This window comes from Rhodovulum tesquicola (genome assembly GCF_024128855.1).
GTDB classification, from domain to species: Bacteria; Pseudomonadota; Alphaproteobacteria; order Rhodobacterales; family Rhodobacteraceae; genus Rhodovulum; species Rhodovulum tesquicola.
The window spans coordinates 146505-167452 of the sequence record NZ_JAMYDV010000005.1 but is presented as its reverse complement, the minus strand read 5'-3'; the positions used below and the strand labels follow the sequence as shown (position 1 = coordinate 167452).

Sequence of the window (20948 nt, the reverse complement as noted above, 5' to 3'; positions counted from 1 at the left end):
CCATGGCCGAGAATACCACGACAGAGGTGATCACGGGCGGCGCGGTGCTGGCGCTGGCGGTGGGGTTCTTCCTGTACGCCAGCCAATCCACCGGCATCGGCGGCGCCGCGGGCAGCTATGAACTGACGGCAAGCTTCCGTTCGGTCGAGGGGGTCAATGTCGGCACCGATGTCCGGCTGGCCGGCGTCAAGGTGGGCACCGTCACCGCGCTTGAGCTGAACCCCCAGACCTTTCGCGCCGATGCCCGTTTCACCATGAAGAAGGGGATCGAACTGCCCGATGACAGCGCGGTTCTGGTTTCGACCGAGGGGCTTCTGGGCGGCACCTTTGTCGAGATCATCCCCGGCGGCTCGCCCTTCAACCTGTCGCCAGGCGACGAGATGCTGGACACCCAGGGCTCGGTCAGCCTGATCTCTCTGCTGATGAAGGTCTTTACCGCAACCGCCGACGAGGCGGGTCGATGACCGGCGGGCGGCTGGCCCTTGTCCTAATGCTGGTCGCCGCGCCTCTGGCGGCGCAGCAGGAACCCGTCTGGGATCCAGACAGCTGGACGACCGAGGGCTGGTCGGTCGGTCCGCTCGACGACCTGCCGCCGGGCGAGACGATGCTGAACGAGCAGTTGCTGGGCGAGCCACTGCCGACGATCGAGCAGGAAGACCCGCTTGTGATGCTGCCGGTCGCGCCCGACCCGCAGGCCGATCCGGCGATCCGGACCGAAACCGCGCAGGCGGGCGCGGTGCTGCGCGGGCTTGACCGGGTGTCGGGCGAGGTGGTCGATCTGGACCTTGCGCCTGGGCAGGGCGCGCGGGTGGGGCGGTTGCAGGTGATGCTGCGCGAATGCCGCTATCCTGCGGACAACCCGGCCTCTGACGCCTTTGCGCTGATCGAGATTTCCGACGAGACGGGGGTTTCGCGGCTGTTTTCGGGCTGGATGTTGGCGTCAAGCCCGGCGCTGAACCCGTTGGACCATGCCCGCTACGATGTCTGGGTCCTGCGCTGCAAGAGCGCCTGACCCGAGGCGGGCGTCTGGGGGCCGGTGAAATCCGCCTGCCCGGCCAGTGCCGCCCCAAGCTGCCGCATATAGGCGTCGCGGCCGATCTCGATGGCGCCGAGGCTTTGCAGATGCGGCGTCAGGAATTGCGCGTCGAACAGCTGGAAACCGCCCGCGCGCAGCCGGTCCACCAGATAGGCCAGCGCGATCTTTGACGCATCCGTGCGGCGCGAGAACATGCTTTCGCCGAAGAAGGCCGCGCCCAGCGTCACGCCATAGACCCCGCCGACCAGCGTGTCGCCCTCCCAGACTTCCAGCGAATGGGCGTGCCCCATCGCGTGCAGCTCGCGGTACAGCGCAAAGATCGTGTCGTTGATCCAGGTCTCGTCGCGGTCCGCGCAGCCCGCGACGACGCCTGCGAAATCGGTGTCGATGCAGGTCATGAAGGGATCGCGGCGGATATGCCGGGCGAGGCTCTTCGAGATGTGAAAGCCGTCGAGCGGAAAGATCCCGCGCCGCCGCGGCCGGACCCAGAAGACCTCCGGATCCTCGCGCGACTCCGCCATGGGAAAGATGCCCGCAGCATAGGCGTTCAGCAGAACCCGGGGCGTCAGTCTGTCGGCCGTCATTCCCTCGATCCCGGCGGGCCGGAGCGCGAGTCCGTCAGAGATCCGGCCCGGCCTCCAGCCAGCGTTCCAGCCAGTGGATGTTGTAATTGCCCTTCTGGATGTCAGGCTCCAGCAAGAGCGAGCGGAACAGCGGTGCCGTGGTGTCCACGCCATCCACGATCAACTCGCCCAGCGCCCGGTCAAGCCGCGCCAGCGCCTCGCCCCGATCGCGGCCATGCACGATCAGCTTGCCGATCAGGCTGTCGTAATAGGGCGGAATCGAATAGCCGTCGTAAAGCGCGGAATCCATCCTGACGCCCAGACCGCCGGGCGCGTGATAGGCGGTGATCCGGCCCGGGCAGGGGGCAAAGTTCGGCAGCCGCTCGGCATTGATCCGCACCTCGATCGCGTGCCCGTTCAGCACCAGATCATCCTGGTCGAAGGACAAGGGCCGCCCCTCGGCCACGCGGATCTGTTCGCGCACGAGATCCACGCCAAAGATCGCCTCGGTCACGGGATGTTCGACCTGCAAGCGGGTGTTCATCTCGATGAAGTAGAATTCGCCGTCTTCGTACAGGAACTCGATCGTGCCCGCGCCGCGATAGTTGATGCGCGCCACCGCGTCGGCACAGATCTTGCCGATCCGCGCCCGCGTCTCGGCGTCGATCGCGGGGCCGGGTGCCTCCTCCAGAACCTTCTGGTGCCGTCGCTGCAGCGAACAGTCCCGCTCGCCCAGATGCACCGCGCGGCCCTGTCCGTCGCCGAAGACCTGGATCTCGATATGGCGCGGCTTCTGCAGGTATTTCTCGATGTAGACCTCGTCATTGCCGAAGGCCGCCTTGGCTTCGGCACGCGCAGTCTGGAAGGCGCGTTCCAGATCGTCGGCGGTCTTGGCCAGCTTCATGCCCCGCCCGCCGCCGCCCGCGGTCGCCTTGACGATGACCGGATAGCCCATGTCTCCCGCAAGTTTCCGGGCGGTCTCGACATCGGGCACGCCGCCATCTGAGCCCGGCACGCAAGGAACCCCCAGCGCCTTCATCGTTTCCTTGGCGGTGATCTTGTCGCCCATCATGCGGATGTGCTCGGCCGAGGGGCCGATGAAGGTCAGGCCGTGATCCTCGACGATCTGCACGAAGCGGGCGTTCTCGGACAGGAAGCCATAGCCCGGATGGATCGCCTGAGCGCCCGTGATCTCGCAGGCCGAGATGATGGACGGGATCGACAGATAGCTTTCGGTGCCCGGCGGCGGGCCGATGCAGACGCTTTCATCGGCCATCCGCACATGCATCGCATCGGCATCGGCGGTCGAATGCACCGCGACCGAGCGGATGCCCATCTCGCGGCAGGCGCGGATCACGCGGAGCGCGATTTCGCCGCGGTTCGCGATCAGGATCTTGTCGAACATGCGCCGCCCGCCCTATTCGAGGATCATCAGCGGTGCGCCATATTCCACCGGGGCACCATCCTCGATCAGGATGCGCTTGACGGTGCCCGAGCGTGGCGCCGGGATGTGGTTCATCGTCTTCATGGCCTCGATGATCAGCAGCGTCTGGCCTTCGCTGACCGTGTCGCCGACCTTGACGAAGGCATCCGAGCCCGGTTCGGGTTGCAGATAGGCGGTACCGACCATGGGCGAAGTCACCGCGCCCGGATGCTGGGCGGGATCGTCCACGGGGGCGGTGGCGGGCGCGCTGGCCTGCGTGGCGGGCATGGCAAGGGGCGCGGGCGCGTGCATCACGGGGGCGGCCATCGGCGCGGGCAAGGACCGCGACACCCGCACGTCCAGCGAGTCGTCCTCGCCATATTCGCGCTTCACCTGAAGCTCGGTCAGGTCGTGTTCGCGCAGCAGTTCCGCCAGCGCCTGGATGAAGGCGACGTCCGCCTCGTGGGAAGTCTTGGTCATGCCTGTCCTCGATCGGTCGCGATCCGGCCCGTCGCGGGGCCGCCCGCTTCGTGAATTGGGCCGCTTATACGCGAGGGTCACCCCCATGGAAAGCGGGTGCGGCGGTTTTTGCCGATGGGGGCCTGCCGCCGTCTCTGCTCATTCCTTGGGCAGCATCCTCTGCCGCTCCGGCAAACCGGCCGTCTCTGCCACTACCTCGGAATTTACCGTTTGATAAAATCCGTTGCTGTGGCAGGCTGCACCGAAAAGGGAAGGCAGCAGGGAGGGCCGGAATGGCCAATACGCCACTTACCCCCGGGGTCGTTTCCGGGCGCCTCGCGCCCGAAGCCTACCGCGACAATTTCGCCGACAAGACGCCGCCTTTGACGGCGCATGAGGCACGGGTTGCCGCTGACCGCTGTTATTTCTGCCATGACGCGCCCTGCGTCGCGGCCTGTCCCACCGCCATCGACATCCCGCTCTTCATTCGAGAGATCGCGACCGGGGCGCCCAGGGCGGCCGCGCGGACGATCTTCGAGCAGAACATCCTGGGCGGCATGTGCGCCCGCGTCTGCCCGACCGAGCAGCTTTGCGAAGAGGTCTGCGTGCGTGAGGTGGCAGAGGGCAAGCCGGTCGAGATCGGCCGGCTGCAGCGTTATGCCACGGACACGCTGATGGCCGCGGGCGGGCACCCCTACACGCGGGGGCAGCCGACCGGCCGGCGGATCGCCGTGGTGGGGGCGGGGCCCGCGGGGCTGGCCTGCGCGCATCGTCTGGCGATGAAGGGGCACGCGGTCGACCTGTTCGACGCGAAGCCCAAGGCGGGCGGGCTGAACGAATACGGCATCGCCGCCTACAAGACGGTGGACGGCTTCGCCCAGGCCGAGGTGGATTGGCTGCTGGGGATAGGCGGCATCGCGGTCCACAACGGCAGGGCGCTGGGGCGTGACCTCTCGCTCGACGGGCTGCGGGGGGACTACGACGCGGTGTTCCTCGCGATCGGGCTGGGCGGCGTCAACGCGCTCCGCGCCGAGGGCGAGGAGAAATCCCATGTCCGCGACGCCGTCGACTTCATCGCGGATCTGCGGCAGGCCGACGACCTGTCGACCATCGCCGTGGGCCGCAACGTGGTGGTGATCGGGGGCGGCATGACGGCGGTGGATGCCGCGGTCCAGTCGAAACTGCTGGGCGCCGAGACGGTGACCATCGTCTACCGCCGTGGCCGCGACGCGATGAGCGCCTCGGAAGAGGAACAGAACCTCGCCGCGTCCAAGGGCGTGCGCATCGTCACCGGGGCCGCGCCCCTGCGCATCCTGGGCGAGGGCGCGGTCGAGGCGGTGGAATTCGCCTATACCCGCGAGACCGGGGCAGGGCTGGAGATGACCGACGAGACCTTCCGCATCCGGGCAGACCAGGTGTTCAAGGCGATCGGCCAGAGCCTCGAGGGCGCGCCCGAGGGGCTGGCGCTGTCGGGCCGCAAGATCGCCGTGACCGGGCCGGGGCGGACCAGCCTGCCGGGCGTCTGGGCCGGTGGCGATTGTGCGGCGGGCGGCGACGATCTGACCGTGACGGCGGTGGCCGAGGGCCGCGACGCCGCCGAGGACATCCATGCAACCCTGATGGCGGAGGGCTGAGCCATGGCCGACCTGAGAAACGATTTCGTGGGGATCAAGTCGCCGAACCCGTTCTGGCTGGCCTCGGCGCCGCCCACCGACAAGGAATACAACGTCGTGCGCGCGTTCGAGGCGGGCTGGGGCGGCGTTGTGTGGAAGACGCTGGGCGAGGACGGCCCGCCCGTGGTCAATGTCAACGGCCCCCGCTATGGCGCGATCTACGGGGCCGACCGGCGGCTTCTGGGGCTCAACAATATCGAACTGATCACCGATCGCCCGCTGGAGGTGAACCTGCGCGAGATCAAGACGGTCAAGCGCGACTGGCCCGACCGGGCGATGGTCGTGAGCCTGATGGTGCCCTGCGAGGAGGAGGCGTGGAAGCGCATCCTCGCGCGGGTCGAGGAGACGGGCGCGGACGGGGTGGAACTCAATTTCGGTTGCCCCCACGGGATGAGCGAGCGCGGCATGGGCTCGGCCGTCGGGCAGGTGCCCGAATATGTCGAGATGGTCACCCGCTGGTGCAAGGCGAATACGCGCATGCCGGTGATCGTGAAACTGACGCCCAACATCACCGATATCCGGCTGGCCTCCCGCGCGGCGCACAAGGGCGGCGCGGATGCGGTGTCGCTCATCAACACGATCAACTCGATCACTTCGGTTGACCTCGACCTGATGTGTCCGGAACCCACCATCGACGGCAAGGGCACCCATGGCGGCTATTGCGGCCCGGCGGTGAAGCCCATCGCGCTGAACATGGTGGCCGAGATCGCCCGAGATCCGCAGACGCGGGGTCTGCCGATTTCCGGCATCGGCGGCGTGACGACATGGAAGGATGCGGCCGAGTTCATGGCGCTGGGCGCGGGCAATGTGCAGGTCTGTACGGCGGTCATGACCTACGGCTTCCGCATCGTGCAGGAAATGATCGCGGGCATGTCGGACTGGATGGACCGCAAGGGGTTCTCAACCCTGTCGGACTTTACCGGGATGGCCGTGCCGAACGTAACGGATTGGCAATATCTGAACCTTAACTACATCACCAAGGCGGTGATCGACCAGGAGGCGTGCATCAAGTGCGGACGGTGCTATGCGGCCTGCGAGGATACCAGCCATCAGGCGATCGGGATGACGCCCGAGAGGCGATTCGTGGTGAAGGACGAGGAATGCGTTGCCTGCAATCTGTGCGTCGATGTTTGTCCGGTCGAGGGCTGCATCACCATGCGCCGCCTGGCGCCGGGCGAGGTCGATCCGCGCACGGGAAAGACTGTTCCCGCGGACTACGGGAACTGGACGGCGCATCCCAACAATCCGGCTGTGCGCGCCACGGAATAGGCACGCGTGCCTGCGGCGGCTGTCCGGCTCAGACCTCGATGTCGAGCTGGCGTTGCGCCGGTTCGGCGGGAGGGGCGCTACTGCGCCAGAAGGCCGATGCCTCGCTGAGGCGCCGCTCCGCTTCGAGTTGGAGCGGAGTGGTGTCGAAGGTTGGCGGCGGACCCGCCGGGCGGTCCGGGTCGGGTGCGGGGAAGATCGCGCGCGGCGGCTGCTGGCCGCGCTCGCCTGTTTCGTTGCGGGTCTGTCCGGACGCGTTCCCGCCGCCCGTTGCCGCGACGGTTGTCGTCGCGGCAATGGCACTGACGGCGGTCACGCCGCTGTCCTGGATACCGACCGCCGGAATCGGGCCGATGATCTGCATTGGTCCCAAGCTCCTGCTCAGGCCCCCACCCCATGAAAAGATGTATTCAGCATGCGCGCGCGAAAAGGGTTTGGCGAGAAGATTTGCGGCTCATGGTTAACACCGTCCCGGTGGCGGGCGCGGGTCTGCTCAGGGGGTCAGCAGCCGGGTGAAGAGCGTGACCAGATGGCGCTCGGCCCCATCGAACGGATCGCCGCGATCCGGTCCCAGCACGGCGCGGACCTGCACGTCGAAATCGGCATAATGCTGGGTCAGCGCCCAGATCGAGAAGATCAGGTGCCAAGGGTCGACATCGGCAATCCGCCCTTCGCCGGACCAGCCCGCGATCACCGCCGCCTTCTCGTCCACCAGCTTTTTCAGTTCGCCGTCCAGCGTCGGTCCGATCCGCGGTGCGCCTTGCAGGATCTCGTTGGCAAATAGCCTGCTCTCGCGCGGAAAATCCCGGCTCATCGCCAGCTTGCGGCGGACATAGCCGAGGATCTCCTCGATGGGTTCGCCCGCGGGGTCGAGCGCGCGAAGCGGGTCGAGCCAGGTTTCCAGAAGCCCGGCCAGAAGCGTCTCGTGGATCGCCTCCTTGGAGGGGAAATAGTAGAGCAGGTTGGGCTTCGACAGCCCCGCCTCGGCCGCGATCCGGTCGAGCGTGGCGCCACGAAAACCATGCTGCGAGAATACCGCCAGGGCGGCATCGAGGATCGCACGGCGATTGCGGCGCTGGATGCGGGTGCGGGGGAGATGGGAAGTCATCAAAAAGGGATCGCTGGAAAACTCTCGGGTTTCGTTTACCATGAGCGCCGGCGGACAGTTCCCGACGGACATGGGGCGGTGCGCTTGACTGCCCCCAAGCCTCTGCTAGCGTGGTCCTGACCGCCCGGTCAAACGTTTTGCCCGCCCGATCCGGGCGGCCCGCCTTCTGGAGATGTTCATGGCCCTCGACCGCAACCCCGGCCCCAACGACCTGTCCGCCTTCTGGATGCCGTTCACCGCGAACCGCCAGTTCAAGAAGTCCCCGCGGATGTTCGTGGGTGCCGAGGGGATGTATTACAAGACGTCCGACGGACGAGAGGTGTTGGACGGCACCGCCGGGCTCTGGTGCTGCAACGCGGGCCATTGCCGTCCGAAGATCACTGAGGCGATCCAGAAACAGGCGGCCGAACTGGACTATGCGCCGGCCTTCCAGATGGGCCACCCCAAGGCGTTCGAACTGGCCAGCGCCGTGCGCGACATGGCCCCCGAGGGGATGGAGCATGTGTTCTTCACCAACTCGGGTTCCGAGTCGGTCGAGACCGCGCTGAAGATCGCCATTGCCTACCATCGCGCCCGCGGCGAAGGCGCGCGCACCCGGCTGATCGGGCGCGAGCGGGGCTATCACGGGGTGAACTTCGGCGGCATCTCGGTCGGCGGCATCGTCAACAACCGCAAGATGTTCGGCACGCTTCTCGCGGGCGTCGACCACCTGCCGCATACCCATCTGCCCGCGCAGAACGCCTTTACCCGCGGCCAGCCCGAACATGGCGCGCATCTCGCCGACGATCTGGAGCGGATCGTGGCGCTGCACGGGGCGGAAACCATCGCCGCCGTGATCGTGGAACCCATGGCGGGGTCCACCGGCGTGCTGATGCCGCCCAGGGGCTATCTGGAAAAGCTGCGCGAGATCTGCACGAAACACGGCATCCTGCTGATCTTCGACGAGGTGATCACCGGCTTCGGGCGGCTGGGCAGCCCCTTTGCGGCCGACCATTTCGGCGTGCTGCCCGACATGATGACCGTGGCCAAGGGCCTGACCAACGGCGTGATCCCCATGGGCGCGGTGCTGACGACGGCGGCCATTCACGACGCCTTCATGCAGGGGCCCGAGCACCTGATCGAGCTCTTTCACGGCTACACCTATTCCGGCAACCCGATCGCGTCCGCTGCGGGGCTGGCCACGCTGGAAACCTATCGCGAGGAGGGGCTGTTCGAGAACGCCGCGCGCCTCGCCCCCTATTGGGAGGATGCGCTGCACAGCCTGAAGGGCCTGCCGCATGTCATCGACATCCGCAACATGGGCCTGATCGGCGCGGTCGAACTGGAACCGATCGCGGGCGAGCCAACGAAACGCGCCTTCACCGCCTTCCTGAACGCCTATGAGGCGGGGCTCTTGATCCGCACCACCGGCGACATCATCGCGCTGAGCCCGCCGCTGATGATCGACCGGTCGCAGATCGACGAGCTGTTCGGCAAGCTGTCCGCCGTGCTGAAGGCGCTGGACTGATCCGACCGCAAGCGCCCGCCCGGACAGGCCGGGCGGGCGGCTGACTGTCAGCTTCCGCAGGCGTAGCCGAGGCTTGCCCGGTTGCCCTCGACCCCGCCCAGCGCGACCGAGCAGGCCCCGTCGGCCTCGACGCTTTCGCCCACGGCCAGCGTGGTGGTGGCAAGCCCGTTGACCGCAATGCGCGCCGTGCCCGCCGCCGCATCGACCCGCGACAGGAACACCCGCACCGCGCCATCGCCGAAGATCGCGGTCTCGCCCACAGCGATGCCTGTTCCATCACCGATCCCGGCCGGGGCAGCGGCGCTTTCGGTCGCCGTCGCGGCGCATTCGGCGCTGAGGCTGACCTTGCCATCCGCGATGGCATCGGCCGTCACGTCGCAGGTCTGGCCGTCCACCGCCAAGGTGACCGACCTGCCCGCCGCGATATCGGACATCATGCCGTTCATCGACAGCCGCGCCATCTGGCCCGCCGCGTCCACGCGCGAGACGAAGGCGCGGATCGCGCCATCGGCAAGGATCGCGGTCTCGCCCACGCCGGTGCCCGGCGCCGCTGCGGCGGCCGTTTCCGGGGCGGCTTCGGGCGCCTCGGCGGGGGCGGGTGCCGCGGCGGTCTGCGCGACCGATCCCGAGACCTCGCCCAGCCCCTGGACGGTTTCGGCCAGCCGGCTGCCCAGCGTGGCGGTCTCGGCGATCACCGCGGCCTGGGCGTCGGCGCGCTCCGTCACCTCGGCGAGCGAGCTTTCCAACTCGCCGATCCGGTCGTTGAGGGCGGCGACCCGGGACTCGATCTCGGCGTCCTCCGTGCCGGAGCGCTTCTGGGTCACCACGAAAGCAAAGGCCGCGGCCACAACCACCCCTCCGATCAGCAACGTGTTGTTGTTCATCTTTGTTTTCCTCCCTGATCTGTTTCCCAAGACTGCCCGCCCCGGTTGTCATTGGTCCCGTTTTGCCCGGGACGACGGCACTTTAACCGCTTGCGGCGCCGAATCGCGAAAATTTTTCGGCCGCCGCCCCGCGCCGCTTGAACTCGGGTCGGGGGGAGGCAAGAGTGATCGGCGACAACGCTCCGCAGAGGGCGTGGGCGGCACGACCGCAGGCAAACAGGTGAGGATGACGTGACCATGACAGCCCCCGGAGAGAACCTGAAGATCAACGGACAAAGGCTGTGGGACAGCCTGATGGAAATGGCGCAGATCGGCCCCGGCATCGCGGGCGGCAACAACCGCCAGACCCTGACCGACGCCGATGCCGAGGGTCGCGCGCTGTTCCGGCGCTGGTGTGACGAGGCGGGCTGCACCATGGGGGTGGACGAGATGGGCACCATGTTCGCCCGGCGCGAGGGCACGGATCCGGAGGCGCTGCCGGTCTATGTGGGCAGCCACCTCGACACCCAGCCCACGGGCGGCAAGTATGACGGCGTGCTGGGGGTGTTGGGGGGCCTCGAGATCATCCGCACGCTGAACGATCTTGGCATCCGCACGAAACACCCCATCGTTGTCACCAACTGGACCAACGAGGAGGGCACGCGCTTTGCCCCCGCGATGCTGGCCTCGGGCGTCTTTGCCGGCGTGCTCGAGCGGGACTGGGCCTATGACCGGCGGGATGCCAGGGGGCTGCGCTTCGGCGACGAACTGGAACGCATCGGCTGGAAGGGCGAGGAACCCGTGGGCGCGCGCAAGATGCACGCCTTTTTCGAACTGCATATCGAGCAGGGCCCGATCCTCGAGGCCGAGGGCAAGGAGATCGGCGTCGTCACCCACGGCCAGGGCCTGCGCTGGATCGAATGCACGGTGACCGGCAAGGGCCAGCACACGGGGTCCACGCCGATGTATCTGCGCCGCAACGCGGGCCGCGGGATGGCGCGACTGATCGAGCTTGTCCACGAGATCGCCATCGCGCGGCAACCGAACGCGGTGGGGGCGGTGGGGCACATCGACGTCCATCCGAACAGCCGCAACATCATCCCTGAAAAGGTCGTCTTCACGGTCGATTTCCGCAGCCACATCCTGGACACGCTGGACGCGATGGTGGCCGAGTTCCTAGCCCGCGCGCCGGGGGTCTGCGCCGATATCGGGGTCAAGTTCTCGTCCGAACTGGTCGGCTTCTTCGACCCCCCCGCCTTCGACCCGGTGCTTGTGGGCCGCGTGCGCGACGCCGCCGAGCGGCTGGGCTATTCCCACATGGACATCGTCTCGGGCGCGGGCCACGACGCCTGCTGGATCAACCGCGTGGCCCCCACCACCATGGTGATGTGCCCCTGCGTGGACGGGCTCAGCCACAACGAGGCCGAGGAGATTTCCCCCGACTGGGCCGAGAAGGGCGCGAACGTGTTGTTCCACGCGGTGGTGGAGACGGCGGAGATCGTGGGGTGAGCTTTCGAGGGCCGGGGGGCCAGCCCCCCGGACCCCCCGGGGTATTTTGACCAAGAAGAAGATCAGAGGCCGGGACAGGCTTCAACAGGGAGAAACGCAATGACCACCATCATCAAGAACGGCACGATCGTCACCGCCGATCTGACCTACAAGGCGGACGTGGCCGTGGAGGGCGGCAGGATCGTCGAGATCGGGCCGGACCTGAAGGGCGATGAAACGCTGGATGCGACCGGTTGCTACGTCATGCCGGGCGGGATTGATCCGCATACGCATCTGGAGATGCCCTTCATGGGCACCTATTCGGCGGATGATTTCGAGTCCGGCACCCGCGCGGCATTGTCGGGCGGCACGACGATGGTGGTGGATTTCGCGCTGCCGTCCCCGGGGCAGGGGCTGCTCGACGCGCTTCAGATGTGGGACAACAAGTCGACGCGGGCGCATTGCGATTACTCGTTCCACATGGCGGTCACTTGGTGGTCGGAACAGGTCTTCAACGAGATGGAGGCCGTGGTTCGCCAGAAGGGCATCACCAGCTTCAAGCATTTCATGGCCTACAAGGGCGCGCTGATGGTGAATGATGACGAGATGTATGCCTCGTTCCGCCGCTGCGCAGACCTTGGGGCCATCCCGCTGGTCCATGCCGAGAATGGCGACGTGGTGGCGGAGCTTCAGCGCCGCCTGATGGATGAGGGCAACACCGGCCCCGAGGCGCATGCCTATTCCCGCCCCCCCGAGGTCGAGGGCGAGGCGACCAATCGCGCGATCATGATCGCCGACATGGCGGGCGTGCCGCTCTATGTCGTCCATGTCTCCTGTGAAGAGGCGCATGAGGCGATCCGGCGGGCGCGGATGTTGGGCAAGCGGGTCTGGGGCGAACCCCTGATCCAGCACCTGACGCTGGACGACAGCGAATATGCCCATCCCGACTGGGACCATGCCGCGCGCCGCGTGATGTCGCCGCCCTTCCGCAACAAGCGCCATCAGGACAGCCTGTGGGCCGGGCTGCAATCGGGGTCTCTGTCGGTCGTGGCCACCGACCATTGCGCCTTTACCACCGCGCAGAAACGCTTTGGCGTGGGCGATTTCACCAGGATCCCGAATGGCACCGGCGGGCTGGAGGACCGGTTGCCGATGCTCTGGACCCATGGGGTCGGCACGGGGCGGCTGACGCCGAACGAGTTCGTCGCCGTGACCTCGACCAATATCGCCAAGATCCTGAACTGCTATCCGCAGAAGGGCGCGGTGCTGGTCGGCTCGGACGCCGATCTGGTGGTCTGGGATCCCGAGAAGGAAAAGACGATCCAGGCGGCGACCCAGCAATCTGCGATAGATTACAACGTGTTCGAGGGCCACAAGGTCAAGGGCCTGCCGCGTTTCACGCTGACGCGGGGGCGGGTCGCGGTCCATGACGGCGAGTTCCGGGGCGAGGAAGGGCATGGGCAATTCGTGCGGCGCGAGCCGAACGGGCCGGTGAACCGGGCGCTGTCGTCCTGGAAGGAACTGACCGCGCCGCGCAGGGTGGAGCGGACGGGGATTCCGGCAAGCGGGGTCTGAGGCAGGGGCAGGGTGGCGGGGCCTGTGGCCCGCCCGGGCAAGGGAACGATTGTGAAGTCTGCGGTAATCAAGGCGGATCACCTCGATCTGGTGTTCCAGACGAATGACGGGCCGGTTCATGCACTTAGCGATGTATCGCTGAGCATTGAAAAGGGCGAGTTCGTCAGTTTCATCGGGCCAAGCGGTTGTGGGAAAACGACTTTCCTGCGCTGTGTGGCGGCGTTGGAGCATCCGACGGGGGGCAGCCTGAGCGTGAACGGCATGACGCCGGATGCCGCGCGGCAGGCGCGGAGCTATGGCTATGTGTTCCAGGCGGCGGGGTTGTATCCGTGGCGGACGATTGCGAAGAACATCAAGCTGCCGCTGGAGATCATGGGTTTTCCCCGGGCCGAACAGGAGGAACGGGTCGCCCGCGTGCTGGAGCTGGTGGACCTGAAAGGGTTCGGCAACAAGTATCCCTGGCAGTTGTCGGGGGGGATGCAGCAGCGCGCCAGCATTGCCCGCGCGCTGGCCTTCGATGCCGATATTCTGCTTATGGATGAACCCTTTGGCGCCCTGGACGAGATCGTGCGCGACCACCTGAACGAGCAGCTTCTGGCGCTCTGGGCGCGGACGGGGAAGACCTGTCTGTTCGTGACGCACTCGATCCCCGAGGCGGTCTATCTGTCCACCAGGATCGTGGTGATGAGTCCCCGCCCGGGGCGGATCACGGATGTGATCGAGAGCCCGCTGCCGAAGGATCGGCCGCTGGATATCCGTGACACGGCGCAGTTTCTGGAGGTCGCGCACCGGGTCCGCGAAGGGTTGCGCGCGGGGCATGCCTATGACGATTGAGGCCGAAACCGGGTATCGGAATTCCATCGGAATTCCATCGGACTTTCATCGGACTTTGGGCCGCGCCCCGCGTGACGCCGCGACATCCGCAAATCGTTCGTCGCGTATGCGATCGGCAAGGGAGGGGGGATGCCCATGACGACCAGGCGCTGGGTCTGGCTGGGGCTGGCGGTGGTCTGGCTGGCGGTGGTGCTGGCCTGGGCCTTCGATCTGGGTGTCAGCGCCTCGCCGCTGCTGGGCTGGGTCGCCTTTCTGGTGACGGTGGCGCCGGCGGTTCTGGTGCTGCATCTGCTGGGCAAGCGGTTCGGCGCCACGCGCAGTCCGCGGAGGCCGCCGGATGCGTAGCGTCCTGCCGATCCTGACGGTGGTGATGGCGATCCTGGCGCTGTGGTATGGCGCGGCGGTGATGCTGAACCGGCAATGGACGCTGGATCAGGCGGCCCGCGCCGGGCAGGACCTGACAATCGCCCAGATCGTCGCCGACACGATGGCGCAGGACCGCCCCAAGCTGCCCGCGCCGCATCAGGTCGGGGCGGAGTTGTGGAACACCACGGGCGCCATGGTGCTGGAGGGCAGGGCCTTCACGCGGCGCAGCCTGATCTGGCATGGCTGGGTCACGCTGTCGGCGACGCTGGTGGGTTTCGGCATCGGGACCGGGCTGGGCATCCTGCTGGCCGTGGGCATCGTGCATAACCGCGCGATGGACATGAGCGTGATGCCCTGGGCGATCGCGTCCCAGACCATCCCGATCCTGGCCATCGCGCCGATGATCATCGTGGTGCTGAACTCGGTCGGCATCAGCGGGCTGCTGCCCAAGGCGATCATCTCGGCCTATCTGTCCTTCTTCCCGGTGGTGGTCGGCATGGTGGCGGGGCTGCGCAGTCCCGACCGGATGCAGCTTGACCTGTTGCGGACCTATTCGGCCAGCCCGTCGCAGGCGTTCTGGAAGCTGCGCTGGCCATCCTCGATGCCCTATCTGTTCACCTCGCTGAAGGTCGGCATGGCGGCGAGCCTTGTCGGCGCCATCGTGGGCGAGTTGCCCACCGGCGCGGTGCGGGGGCTTGGCGCGCGGCTGCTGGCGGGCAGCTATTACGGGCAGACGGTGCAGATCTGGTCGGCGCTGTTTGCCGCCGCGATCCTGGCCGCGACGCTGGTGGGGATCATCGGGCTGATCCAGCGGATCACGCTGAAGCGGATGGGGATGGCGCGATGATCTGGCTGGGCGGGGTCGCGGCGTTCTGGGCGGCGGCGCTGGCGCTGAACGTGTGGCTGTCGAACTCTGCCTGGCGGCGGACATGGGCCGTGCGGCTGGCGGTGCCCGCGATTTTCGGCCTCACGATCCTTGTGGTGTGGGAGGGGCTGGTGCGCGGCCTTGGTGTGCCGAGCGTGATCCTGCCGCCGCCCACGGCCATCGGCGCGCGGATCGCGTCCAGCACGTCGATCCTGTGGGTCGATTTCGTGCAGACCTTCGTCAAGGGGGCGCTGTCGGGTTATGTGATGGGCTGTTCGGCGGCGGTGCTGACCGCGATCGTGATCGACCGCTCGCCCTTCCTGAAACAGGGCCTTTTGCCGGTGGGCAATTTCATCGCGGCGCTGCCGATCATCGGCACAGCGCCGATCCTGGTGATGTGGTTCGGGTTCGACTGGCAGTCCAAGGCGGCGGTGGTCGTGGCCATGGTGTTCTTCCCGGTGCTGGTGAACACCGTGCAGGGGCTGGCCGCCAGCGATCCGATGCAGCGCGACCTGATGCGGACCTGGTCGGCAAGCTACGGCCAGACGCTGCTGAAGCTGCGGCTTCCGGCGGCGATGCCCTTCATCTTCAACGGGCTCAAGATCGCGACCACGCTGGCGCTGATCGGGGCCATCGTGGCCGAGTTCTTCGGCAGCCCCATCCGGGGCATGGGATTTCGCATCTCGACCGAGGTGGGGCGGCTGGCGCTCGACATGGTCTGGGCGGAAATTGCCGTGGCGGCGCTGGCCGGTTCGGCATTCTACGGCCTCGTTGCACTGGCCGAACGGGCGGTGACCTTCTGGCACCCCTCGCAGCGGGGCGAATAACAAAGGCAACACGGAGGTAACGATGAAACTGAGAATGACGACGGCGGCGCTGGCGCTGGCGCTTGTGCTGGGCGCGGGGGCGGCGCAGGCGGCGGACAAGCTGAACCTGCAACTGAAATGGGTCACGCAGGCCCAGTTCGCGGGCTATTACGTCGCGCTGGACCAGGGGTTCTACGCCGACGAAGGGCTGGATGTCACGATCAAGCCCGGCGGCCCCGACATCGCGCCGGTTCAGGTGCTGATGGGGGGCGGGGCCGATGTGATGGTGGACTGGATGCCGTCCGCGCTGGCCGCGCGCGAGGCGGGCGCGCCGATCGTCAATATCGCCCAGCCCTTCAAGTCCTCGGGCATGATGCTGACCTGCCTGAAGGAAAGCGGCGTCACCGGCCCCGAGGATTTCCCCGGCCGCACGCTGGGCGTGTGGTTCTTCGGCAATGAATACCCGTTCCTGAGCTGGATGAGCCAGCTTGGCATCCCGACCGACGGTTCGGCCGGGGGCGTGACGGTGCTCAAACAGGGTTTCAATGTCGATCCCTTGTTGCAGAAACAGGCCGATTGCATCTCGACCATGACCTATAACGAATACTGGCAGGTGATCGATGCCGGGATCTCGGCCGACGAGCTTGTGACCTTCAAGTATGAGGATCAGGGCGTCGCGACGCTGGAGGACGGGCTTTATGTCCTGGAGTCCAAGTTGGCCGACGAGGCCGAGGCGGACAAGCTGGTGCGCTTCGTGCGGGCCTCGATGAAGGGGTGGAAATGGGCCGAGGAAAACCCCGACGCGGCGGCGATGATCGTTCTGGACAATGACGAGACCGGCGCCCAGACCGAGACCCACCAGAAGCGGATGATGGGCGAGGTGGCCAAGCTGACCGCCGGTTCGAACGGCGCGCTGGACCCCGAGGATTACGCGCGCACGGTGGCGTCGCTGATGTCGGGGGGCTCGGATCCGGTCATCACGAAGGAGCCCGAGGGCGCCTGGACCCACGCGATCACGGATGCGGCGCTGCAATAACGCGCCCCGGCCCGGTCCCCGTCCCGGGGGCCGGGCCTAGCGGGTCAGGACGGTGGCCAGATTGTCCAGCATCGTCAGGCATTGGGAAAGCTGGTCGAGCGTGATGTATTCGTCGGGCTTGTGGGCCTGGGCGATGGACCCCGGCCCGCAGACGGCCGCCGCGCAGCCGATGGACTGGAACAGCCCCGCCTCGGTCGAGAAGGGCACGGTTTCGGCGCGGGCCTCGCCGGTCAGGTCCATCAGCAGGCGGCGGGCGGCGCTGTCTTCCATGGGTTCCAGTCCGGCGACCTCGCCCACCACGCGGGTCAGGATGGCGGCGGCTGGATCGGTGGCGCGCATTCGGGGCAGCAGGACCTCGTCCACATGGCGGGCCATCTGGTCCTTGACGAAATCCATGTCCGCGGCCTGGACGGGGCGCATTTCCCAGTCCACTTCGGCCCGGCCGGGGATCACGTTATGGGCATGCCCGCCTGCGATGCGGCCCAGGTTGATCGTGGTCCAGGGCGGGGTGAAGGGGCTGTTATGCGGGGCGCGGGTCTTCAGCGCCTCGGCCAGCTCCATCAGCCGGGCGACATAGCGCACCGCGGCCTCGGCGGCGTTCACGCCCGCGTCGGGGTTGGAGCCGTGACCCTCAAGGCCATGAAACTCCACCGAATATTCGCAGCAGCCCTTGTGCGCCTCGACGATGCGCATTTCGGTGGGCTCGCCGATGATCGCGACCTCGGGGCGGAGGCCGCGGGCGGCCAGTTCGGCCACCAGCGCCTGCCCGCCCAGGCAGCCCACCTCCTCGTCATGGGTGAAGGCGAAATGCAGCGGGCGTTTGAGGTCCAGCGCCGCCCAGACCGGCGCCATGGCCAGCGTCGCGGCGATGAAGCCCTTCATGTCGCAGGTGCCGCGGCCGTAAAGCCGCCCGTCGGCCTCGTGCAACCGGAACGGATCGGTGGACCAGTCCTGATCGGTCACCGGCACCACGTCGGTATGGCCCGACAGCACGATCCCGCCGCCCGCCGCGCGCGGGCCGAGCGTGGCGAACAGGTTGGCCTTCTGCCCGGTCTCGTCATGGAACAGGTCCACATGCGCGCCCAGATCGCCCAGCATGGCGGCGATATGGACGATCATCGCGAGGTTCGAGTCCGAGGACATTGTGGGGAAGGCCACCAGATCGGCCAGGATCGCGCGGGTGCTGTCCAGCCGGTCGGTCATGGCTTGACGTAGAGTTTGCGCGGGCGGTTGCAGAAGGTCTCGGCCGGGCCGTCCTCGCGGATCAGAATGGATTCGGTGATTTCCAGGCCCCAGTTCTCCATCCAGAGGCCGGGCATGAAATGGAAGGTCATGCCGGGTTCCAGAACGGTGTCATCCTCGGGGCGCAGGGAGATCGTGCGCTCGCCCCAGTCGGGCGGGTAGCTGAGGCCGATCGGATAGCCGCAGCGCGCGCCGCGGCGGATGCCTGCCCGTTCAAGGGGGGCGGCCAGCGCATTGGCGATGTCGCAGGCCCGGTTCCCGGCCTTGGCGGCCCATAATCCGGCCTCGATCCCTTCGAGCAGGGCGGCCTCGGCGCGGCGCATGTAATCGGGCGGCTCGCCCAGGAAGATCGTCCGGCAGAACGGCGCGTGATAGCGCCGGTAGCAGCCCGAGATCTCGAAGAAGGTGGCCTCTCCTTCCGCGAAGGGCCGCCCGTCCCAGGTCAGGTGCGAGGCCGAGGCATCCGCGCCCGAGGGCAGGAGCGGCACGATGGCGGGGTAATCGCCCCAGCCCTCGTCGGTGCCGGTGATCGCGTCGTGATAGAGATCGGCCACCAGCCGGTTCTTGGGCAGGCCGGGTTCGATCCGGTCGAGCACGCCGTCGATCATCTTTTCCGAGATCCGCGCGGCGCGGCGCATGAAATCCAGTTCCTCGTCGGATTTCACGGTGCGCTGCCAGTTCACCAGCGCCGTGGCGTCCACCAGTTCGGCCTCGGGCAGCGCCGCACGCAGGGTCAGGTAGGCCTTGGCGGAGAAATAGTAGTTCTCCATCTCGACGCCGATCCGCCTGGCGCCATAGCCCAGGTCGCGGATGATGTCCGCAAGCTGCTGCATCGGGTGGCGTTCGGTCGATTGAACGTAAGCGTCCGAATAATGGGTGATATGGGCGCCCGCCATCCAGACCGTGCGCACCGCGGCATTGGCGTCCATCTGCCGTCCCCACCACATCGGGTCGGCATCGTGGAAGACCAGAACGCCCTGATGGACATAGAAGGACCAGCCGTCATAGCCCGTGAGCCAGGCCATGTTCGAGGGATCCTCGACGAACAGGATGTCGATGCCGCGCTCTTCCATCGCCCGGCGCACAAGGCCCAGACGGCGGTCATATTCGCCCAGGCTGAAGGGCGCGTGACCCTCGGTGGCGTAGCCGAACTGGACGATTTCCTCGGTCATGGGGGCGATGGCTCCTGCTGGGCGGCGTGTCGGGCGATATCAGACCATGGCGCGGGGGGCGTCAATCTCTGTGGCGGGGGGCAGGGGTGGAGGCGGCGGGTCAAACCGGCTATGCCTGCGCCGAGCGATATCCCCGGCGGGGCTATCCGAGGGGCGCGCAAGGCGCCGCAACCGGGCGAAAGGACAGGCGCGATGCTGAGAAACGACCAGTTGGAACAATGGGACCGCGAGAGCTTTTTCCACCCCTCGACGCATCTGGGCCAGTTCGCCCGCGGCGAGGCGCCGGAACGCATCATCCGCACCGGGCAGGGCTGTTTCATCGAGGATCGCGACGGCAACCGCTTTCTGGACGCCTTTGCCGGGCTTTACTGCGTGAATGTGGGCTATGGCCGGTCCGAGATCGCCGAGGCGATTGCCGAACAGGCGCGGGAACTGGCCTATTACCACGCCTATGTGGGCCATGGCACCGAGGCCAGCATCACGCTGGCGAAAATGGTGATGGACCGCGCGCCGGCGCATATGTCGAAGGTCTATTTCGGGCTGTCGGGGTCGGATGCGAACGAGACGAATGTCAAACTCGTCTGGCATTACAACAACCTGCTGGGACGGCCCGAAAAGAAGAAGATCATCAGCCGCTGGCGGGGCTATCACGGCTCGGGGCTGGTGACGGGGTCGATGACCGGGCTGAAGGTGTTCCATGACCGCTTCGACCTGCCGCTGGAGCGGATCCTGCATACCGAGCCCGCCTATTACTATCGCCGTCCCGATCCCGACATGACCGAGGCCGATTTCGTTTCCTTCTGCGCGGCGGAGCTTGAGGCGCTGATCGCGCGCGAGGGGGCCGGAACCATCGCCGCCTTCATCGGCGAGCCGGTGATGGGCACGGGGGGCATCGTGCCGCCGCCCGCGGGCTATTGGGACGCGATCCAGCCGATCCTGGAGCGCCACGACATCCTGCTGATCGCAGACGAGGTGGTGACCGGCTTCGGGCGGCTGGGCAGCATGTTCGGGTCCGATCATTACGGGCTGCGGCCCGATCTGATCACGCTGGCCAAGGGGCTGACCTCGGCCTATGCGCCGCTGTCTGCCTCGATCGTCTCGCAGCGGATGTGGGACGTGCTGGCGCGCGGGACCGACGAATACGGGCCGATCGGCCATGGCTGGACCTATTCGGCGCATCCGATCGGGGCGGCGGCGGGGGTGGCGAACCTGAAGCTGGTGGACGCGCTGGGGCTGGTGCAGAACGCGGCCGAGCTGGGGGCCTATTTCGTGGCGGCGATGCGCACGGCGCTGGCCGATCACCCCCATGTCGGCGAGGTGCGCGGCGAGGGGATGCTGTGCGCGGTGGAACTGGTCGCGGACAAGGCGGCGCGGCGCTTCCACGATCCGGCGGGCAAGGTGGCCGGCGCGGTGGTGGCCGAGATGGCGCGCAACGGCGTGATCGCGCGGGCGATGCCGCAGGGCGATATCCTGGGCTTCGCCCCGCCTTTGTGCCTGACGCGGGACGAGGCCGACCAGGTGGTGGATGCGACCGCGCGGGCGATCCGGGCCACGCTGGGCTAGGGCCTGCGGCGGCGGGATCGTTGGCGGATTGTGGCCGCCATGTTTCGCGATTCCGACCGGGGCCGTCATCGCGAGCCTTGAATTCCGCCGCTGAACCGGCTTT

General features: G+C 67.2%; 21 protein-coding genes. 13 read left to right on the top strand and 8 right to left on the bottom strand.

The window, feature by feature from the left end:
• Positions 1–2 precede the first annotated feature (2 nt).
• Positions 3–464: an outer membrane lipid asymmetry maintenance protein MlaD gene (gene mlaD / locus NHN26_RS07150; RefSeq protein ID WP_253088810.1), complete on the top strand. Its 462-nt coding sequence runs from the start codon at positions 3–5 to the stop codon at positions 462–464.
• Positions 461–1012, top strand: coding sequence for a DUF2155 domain-containing protein (locus NHN26_RS07145; RefSeq protein ID WP_253088809.1), 552 nt, complete (start codon positions 461–463; stop codon positions 1010–1012). Before mlaD ends, NHN26_RS07145 begins: the two co-directional genes overlap by 4 nt.
• On the opposite strand, the gene aat is transcribed toward NHN26_RS07145, so the two are convergent.
• The 3 genes from aat to accB are packed head-to-tail and all read right to left on the bottom strand — an operon-like array spanning position 976 to position 3502.
• Complete coding sequence (gene aat / locus NHN26_RS07140; RefSeq protein WP_253088808.1) at positions 976–1620, bottom strand: leucyl/phenylalanyl-tRNA--protein transferase; 645 nt, start codon at positions 1618–1620, stop codon at positions 976–978. The genes NHN26_RS07145 and aat overlap by 37 nt on opposite strands.
• A gap of 34 nt (positions 1621–1654) precedes the next feature.
• Positions 1655–3004: an acetyl-CoA carboxylase biotin carboxylase subunit gene (accC, locus tag NHN26_RS07135; protein ID WP_253088807.1), complete on the bottom strand. Its 1350-nt coding sequence runs from the start codon at positions 3002–3004 to the stop codon at positions 1655–1657.
• Between the two features lie 12 nt (positions 3005–3016).
• Positions 3017–3502: an acetyl-CoA carboxylase biotin carboxyl carrier protein gene (gene accB, locus NHN26_RS07130; protein ID WP_253088806.1), complete on the bottom strand. Its 486-nt coding sequence runs from the start codon at positions 3500–3502 to the stop codon at positions 3017–3019.
• Between the two features lie 272 nt (positions 3503–3774).
• Here accB and NHN26_RS07125 point away from each other — a divergent pair, with 272 nt between their 5' ends.
• Positions 3775–5115: an NAD(P)-dependent oxidoreductase gene (locus NHN26_RS07125; protein ID WP_253088805.1), complete on the top strand. Its 1341-nt coding sequence runs from the start codon at positions 3775–3777 to the stop codon at positions 5113–5115.
• 3 nt (positions 5116–5118) lie between these two features.
• Positions 5119–6423, top strand: a complete 1305-nt coding sequence (gene preA, locus NHN26_RS07120) for an NAD-dependent dihydropyrimidine dehydrogenase subunit PreA (RefSeq protein WP_253088804.1) — start codon at positions 5119–5121, stop codon at positions 6421–6423.
• Positions 6424–6451: 28 nt separating this feature from the next.
• Here the strand turns inward: preA and NHN26_RS07115 are convergent, their stop codons facing one another.
• Positions 6452–6784 carry a hypothetical protein gene (locus tag NHN26_RS07115; RefSeq protein WP_253088803.1) on the bottom strand — a complete coding sequence of 111 codons (333 nt, stop codon included), beginning with the start codon at positions 6782–6784 and terminating at the stop codon, positions 6452–6454.
• A gap of 129 nt (positions 6785–6913) precedes the next feature.
• Positions 6914–7528 carry a TetR family transcriptional regulator C-terminal domain-containing protein gene (locus NHN26_RS07110; protein WP_253088802.1) on the bottom strand — a complete coding sequence of 205 codons (615 nt, stop codon included), beginning with the start codon at positions 7526–7528 and terminating at the stop codon, positions 6914–6916.
• A 178-nt stretch (positions 7529–7706) separates the two neighbouring features.
• Between NHN26_RS07110 and aptA the strand changes: the two genes are divergently transcribed.
• Complete coding sequence (gene aptA, locus NHN26_RS07105) at positions 7707–9035, top strand: omega-aminotransferase AptA (protein ID WP_253088819.1); 1329 nt, start codon at positions 7707–7709, stop codon at positions 9033–9035.
• A 47-nt stretch (positions 9036–9082) separates the two neighbouring features.
• Here aptA and NHN26_RS07100 read toward each other — a convergent pair whose 3' ends face one another.
• Positions 9083–9919 (bottom strand): hypothetical protein, encoded by an 837-nt coding sequence (locus NHN26_RS07100; protein ID WP_253088801.1) that lies wholly within the window; start codon positions 9917–9919, stop codon positions 9083–9085.
• A 237-nt stretch (positions 9920–10156) separates the two neighbouring features.
• On the opposite strand from NHN26_RS07100, the gene NHN26_RS07095 reads away from it, so the two are divergent.
• The 7 genes from NHN26_RS07095 to NHN26_RS07065 all read left to right on the top strand — a co-directional run bounded on the left by NHN26_RS07095 (position 10157) and on the right by NHN26_RS07065 (position 16868).
• Positions 10157–11407, top strand: coding sequence for a Zn-dependent hydrolase (locus tag NHN26_RS07095; protein ID WP_253088818.1), 1251 nt, complete (start codon positions 10157–10159; stop codon positions 11405–11407).
• Between the two features lie 99 nt (positions 11408–11506).
• Complete coding sequence (hydA, locus tag NHN26_RS07090) at positions 11507–12961, top strand: dihydropyrimidinase (RefSeq protein WP_253088800.1); 1455 nt, start codon at positions 11507–11509, stop codon at positions 12959–12961.
• Positions 12962–12985: 24 nt separating this feature from the next.
• Positions 12986–13795: an ABC transporter ATP-binding protein gene (locus NHN26_RS07085; protein ID WP_253088799.1), complete on the top strand. Its 810-nt coding sequence runs from the start codon at positions 12986–12988 to the stop codon at positions 13793–13795.
• A gap of 129 nt (positions 13796–13924) precedes the next feature.
• Positions 13925–14140, top strand: coding sequence for a hypothetical protein (locus NHN26_RS07080; RefSeq protein WP_253088798.1), 216 nt, complete (start codon positions 13925–13927; stop codon positions 14138–14140).
• Positions 14133–15008 carry an ABC transporter permease gene (locus NHN26_RS07075; RefSeq protein WP_253088797.1) on the top strand — a complete coding sequence of 292 codons (876 nt, stop codon included), beginning with the start codon at positions 14133–14135 and terminating at the stop codon, positions 15006–15008. The genes NHN26_RS07080 and NHN26_RS07075 overlap by 8 nt, the downstream gene beginning before the upstream one ends.
• Entirely contained in the window at positions 15005–15853 is an 849-nt protein-coding gene (locus NHN26_RS07070; RefSeq protein ID WP_253088796.1) for an ABC transporter permease, read from the top strand. Before NHN26_RS07075 ends, NHN26_RS07070 begins: the two co-directional genes overlap by 4 nt.
• A 22-nt stretch (positions 15854–15875) precedes the next feature.
• Positions 15876–16868 carry an ABC transporter substrate-binding protein gene (locus NHN26_RS07065; RefSeq protein ID WP_253088795.1) on the top strand — a complete coding sequence of 331 codons (993 nt, stop codon included), beginning with the start codon at positions 15876–15878 and terminating at the stop codon, positions 16866–16868.
• 36 nt (positions 16869–16904) lie between these two features.
• On the opposite strand, the gene argE is transcribed toward NHN26_RS07065, so the two are convergent.
• Positions 16905–18071 carry an acetylornithine deacetylase gene (argE, locus tag NHN26_RS07060; protein ID WP_253088794.1) on the bottom strand — a complete coding sequence of 389 codons (1167 nt, stop codon included), beginning with the start codon at positions 18069–18071 and terminating at the stop codon, positions 16905–16907.
• Entirely contained in the window at positions 18068–19282 is a 1215-nt protein-coding gene (locus tag NHN26_RS07055; RefSeq protein WP_132696539.1) for a M24 family metallopeptidase, read from the bottom strand. The genes argE and NHN26_RS07055 overlap by 4 nt, the downstream gene beginning before the upstream one ends.
• A 192-nt stretch (positions 19283–19474) precedes the next feature.
• Between NHN26_RS07055 and NHN26_RS07050 the strand changes: the two genes are divergently transcribed.
• Complete coding sequence (locus tag NHN26_RS07050; RefSeq protein ID WP_253088793.1) at positions 19475–20845, top strand: aspartate aminotransferase family protein; 1371 nt, start codon at positions 19475–19477, stop codon at positions 20843–20845.
• Positions 20846–20948: the final 103 nt, after the last annotated feature.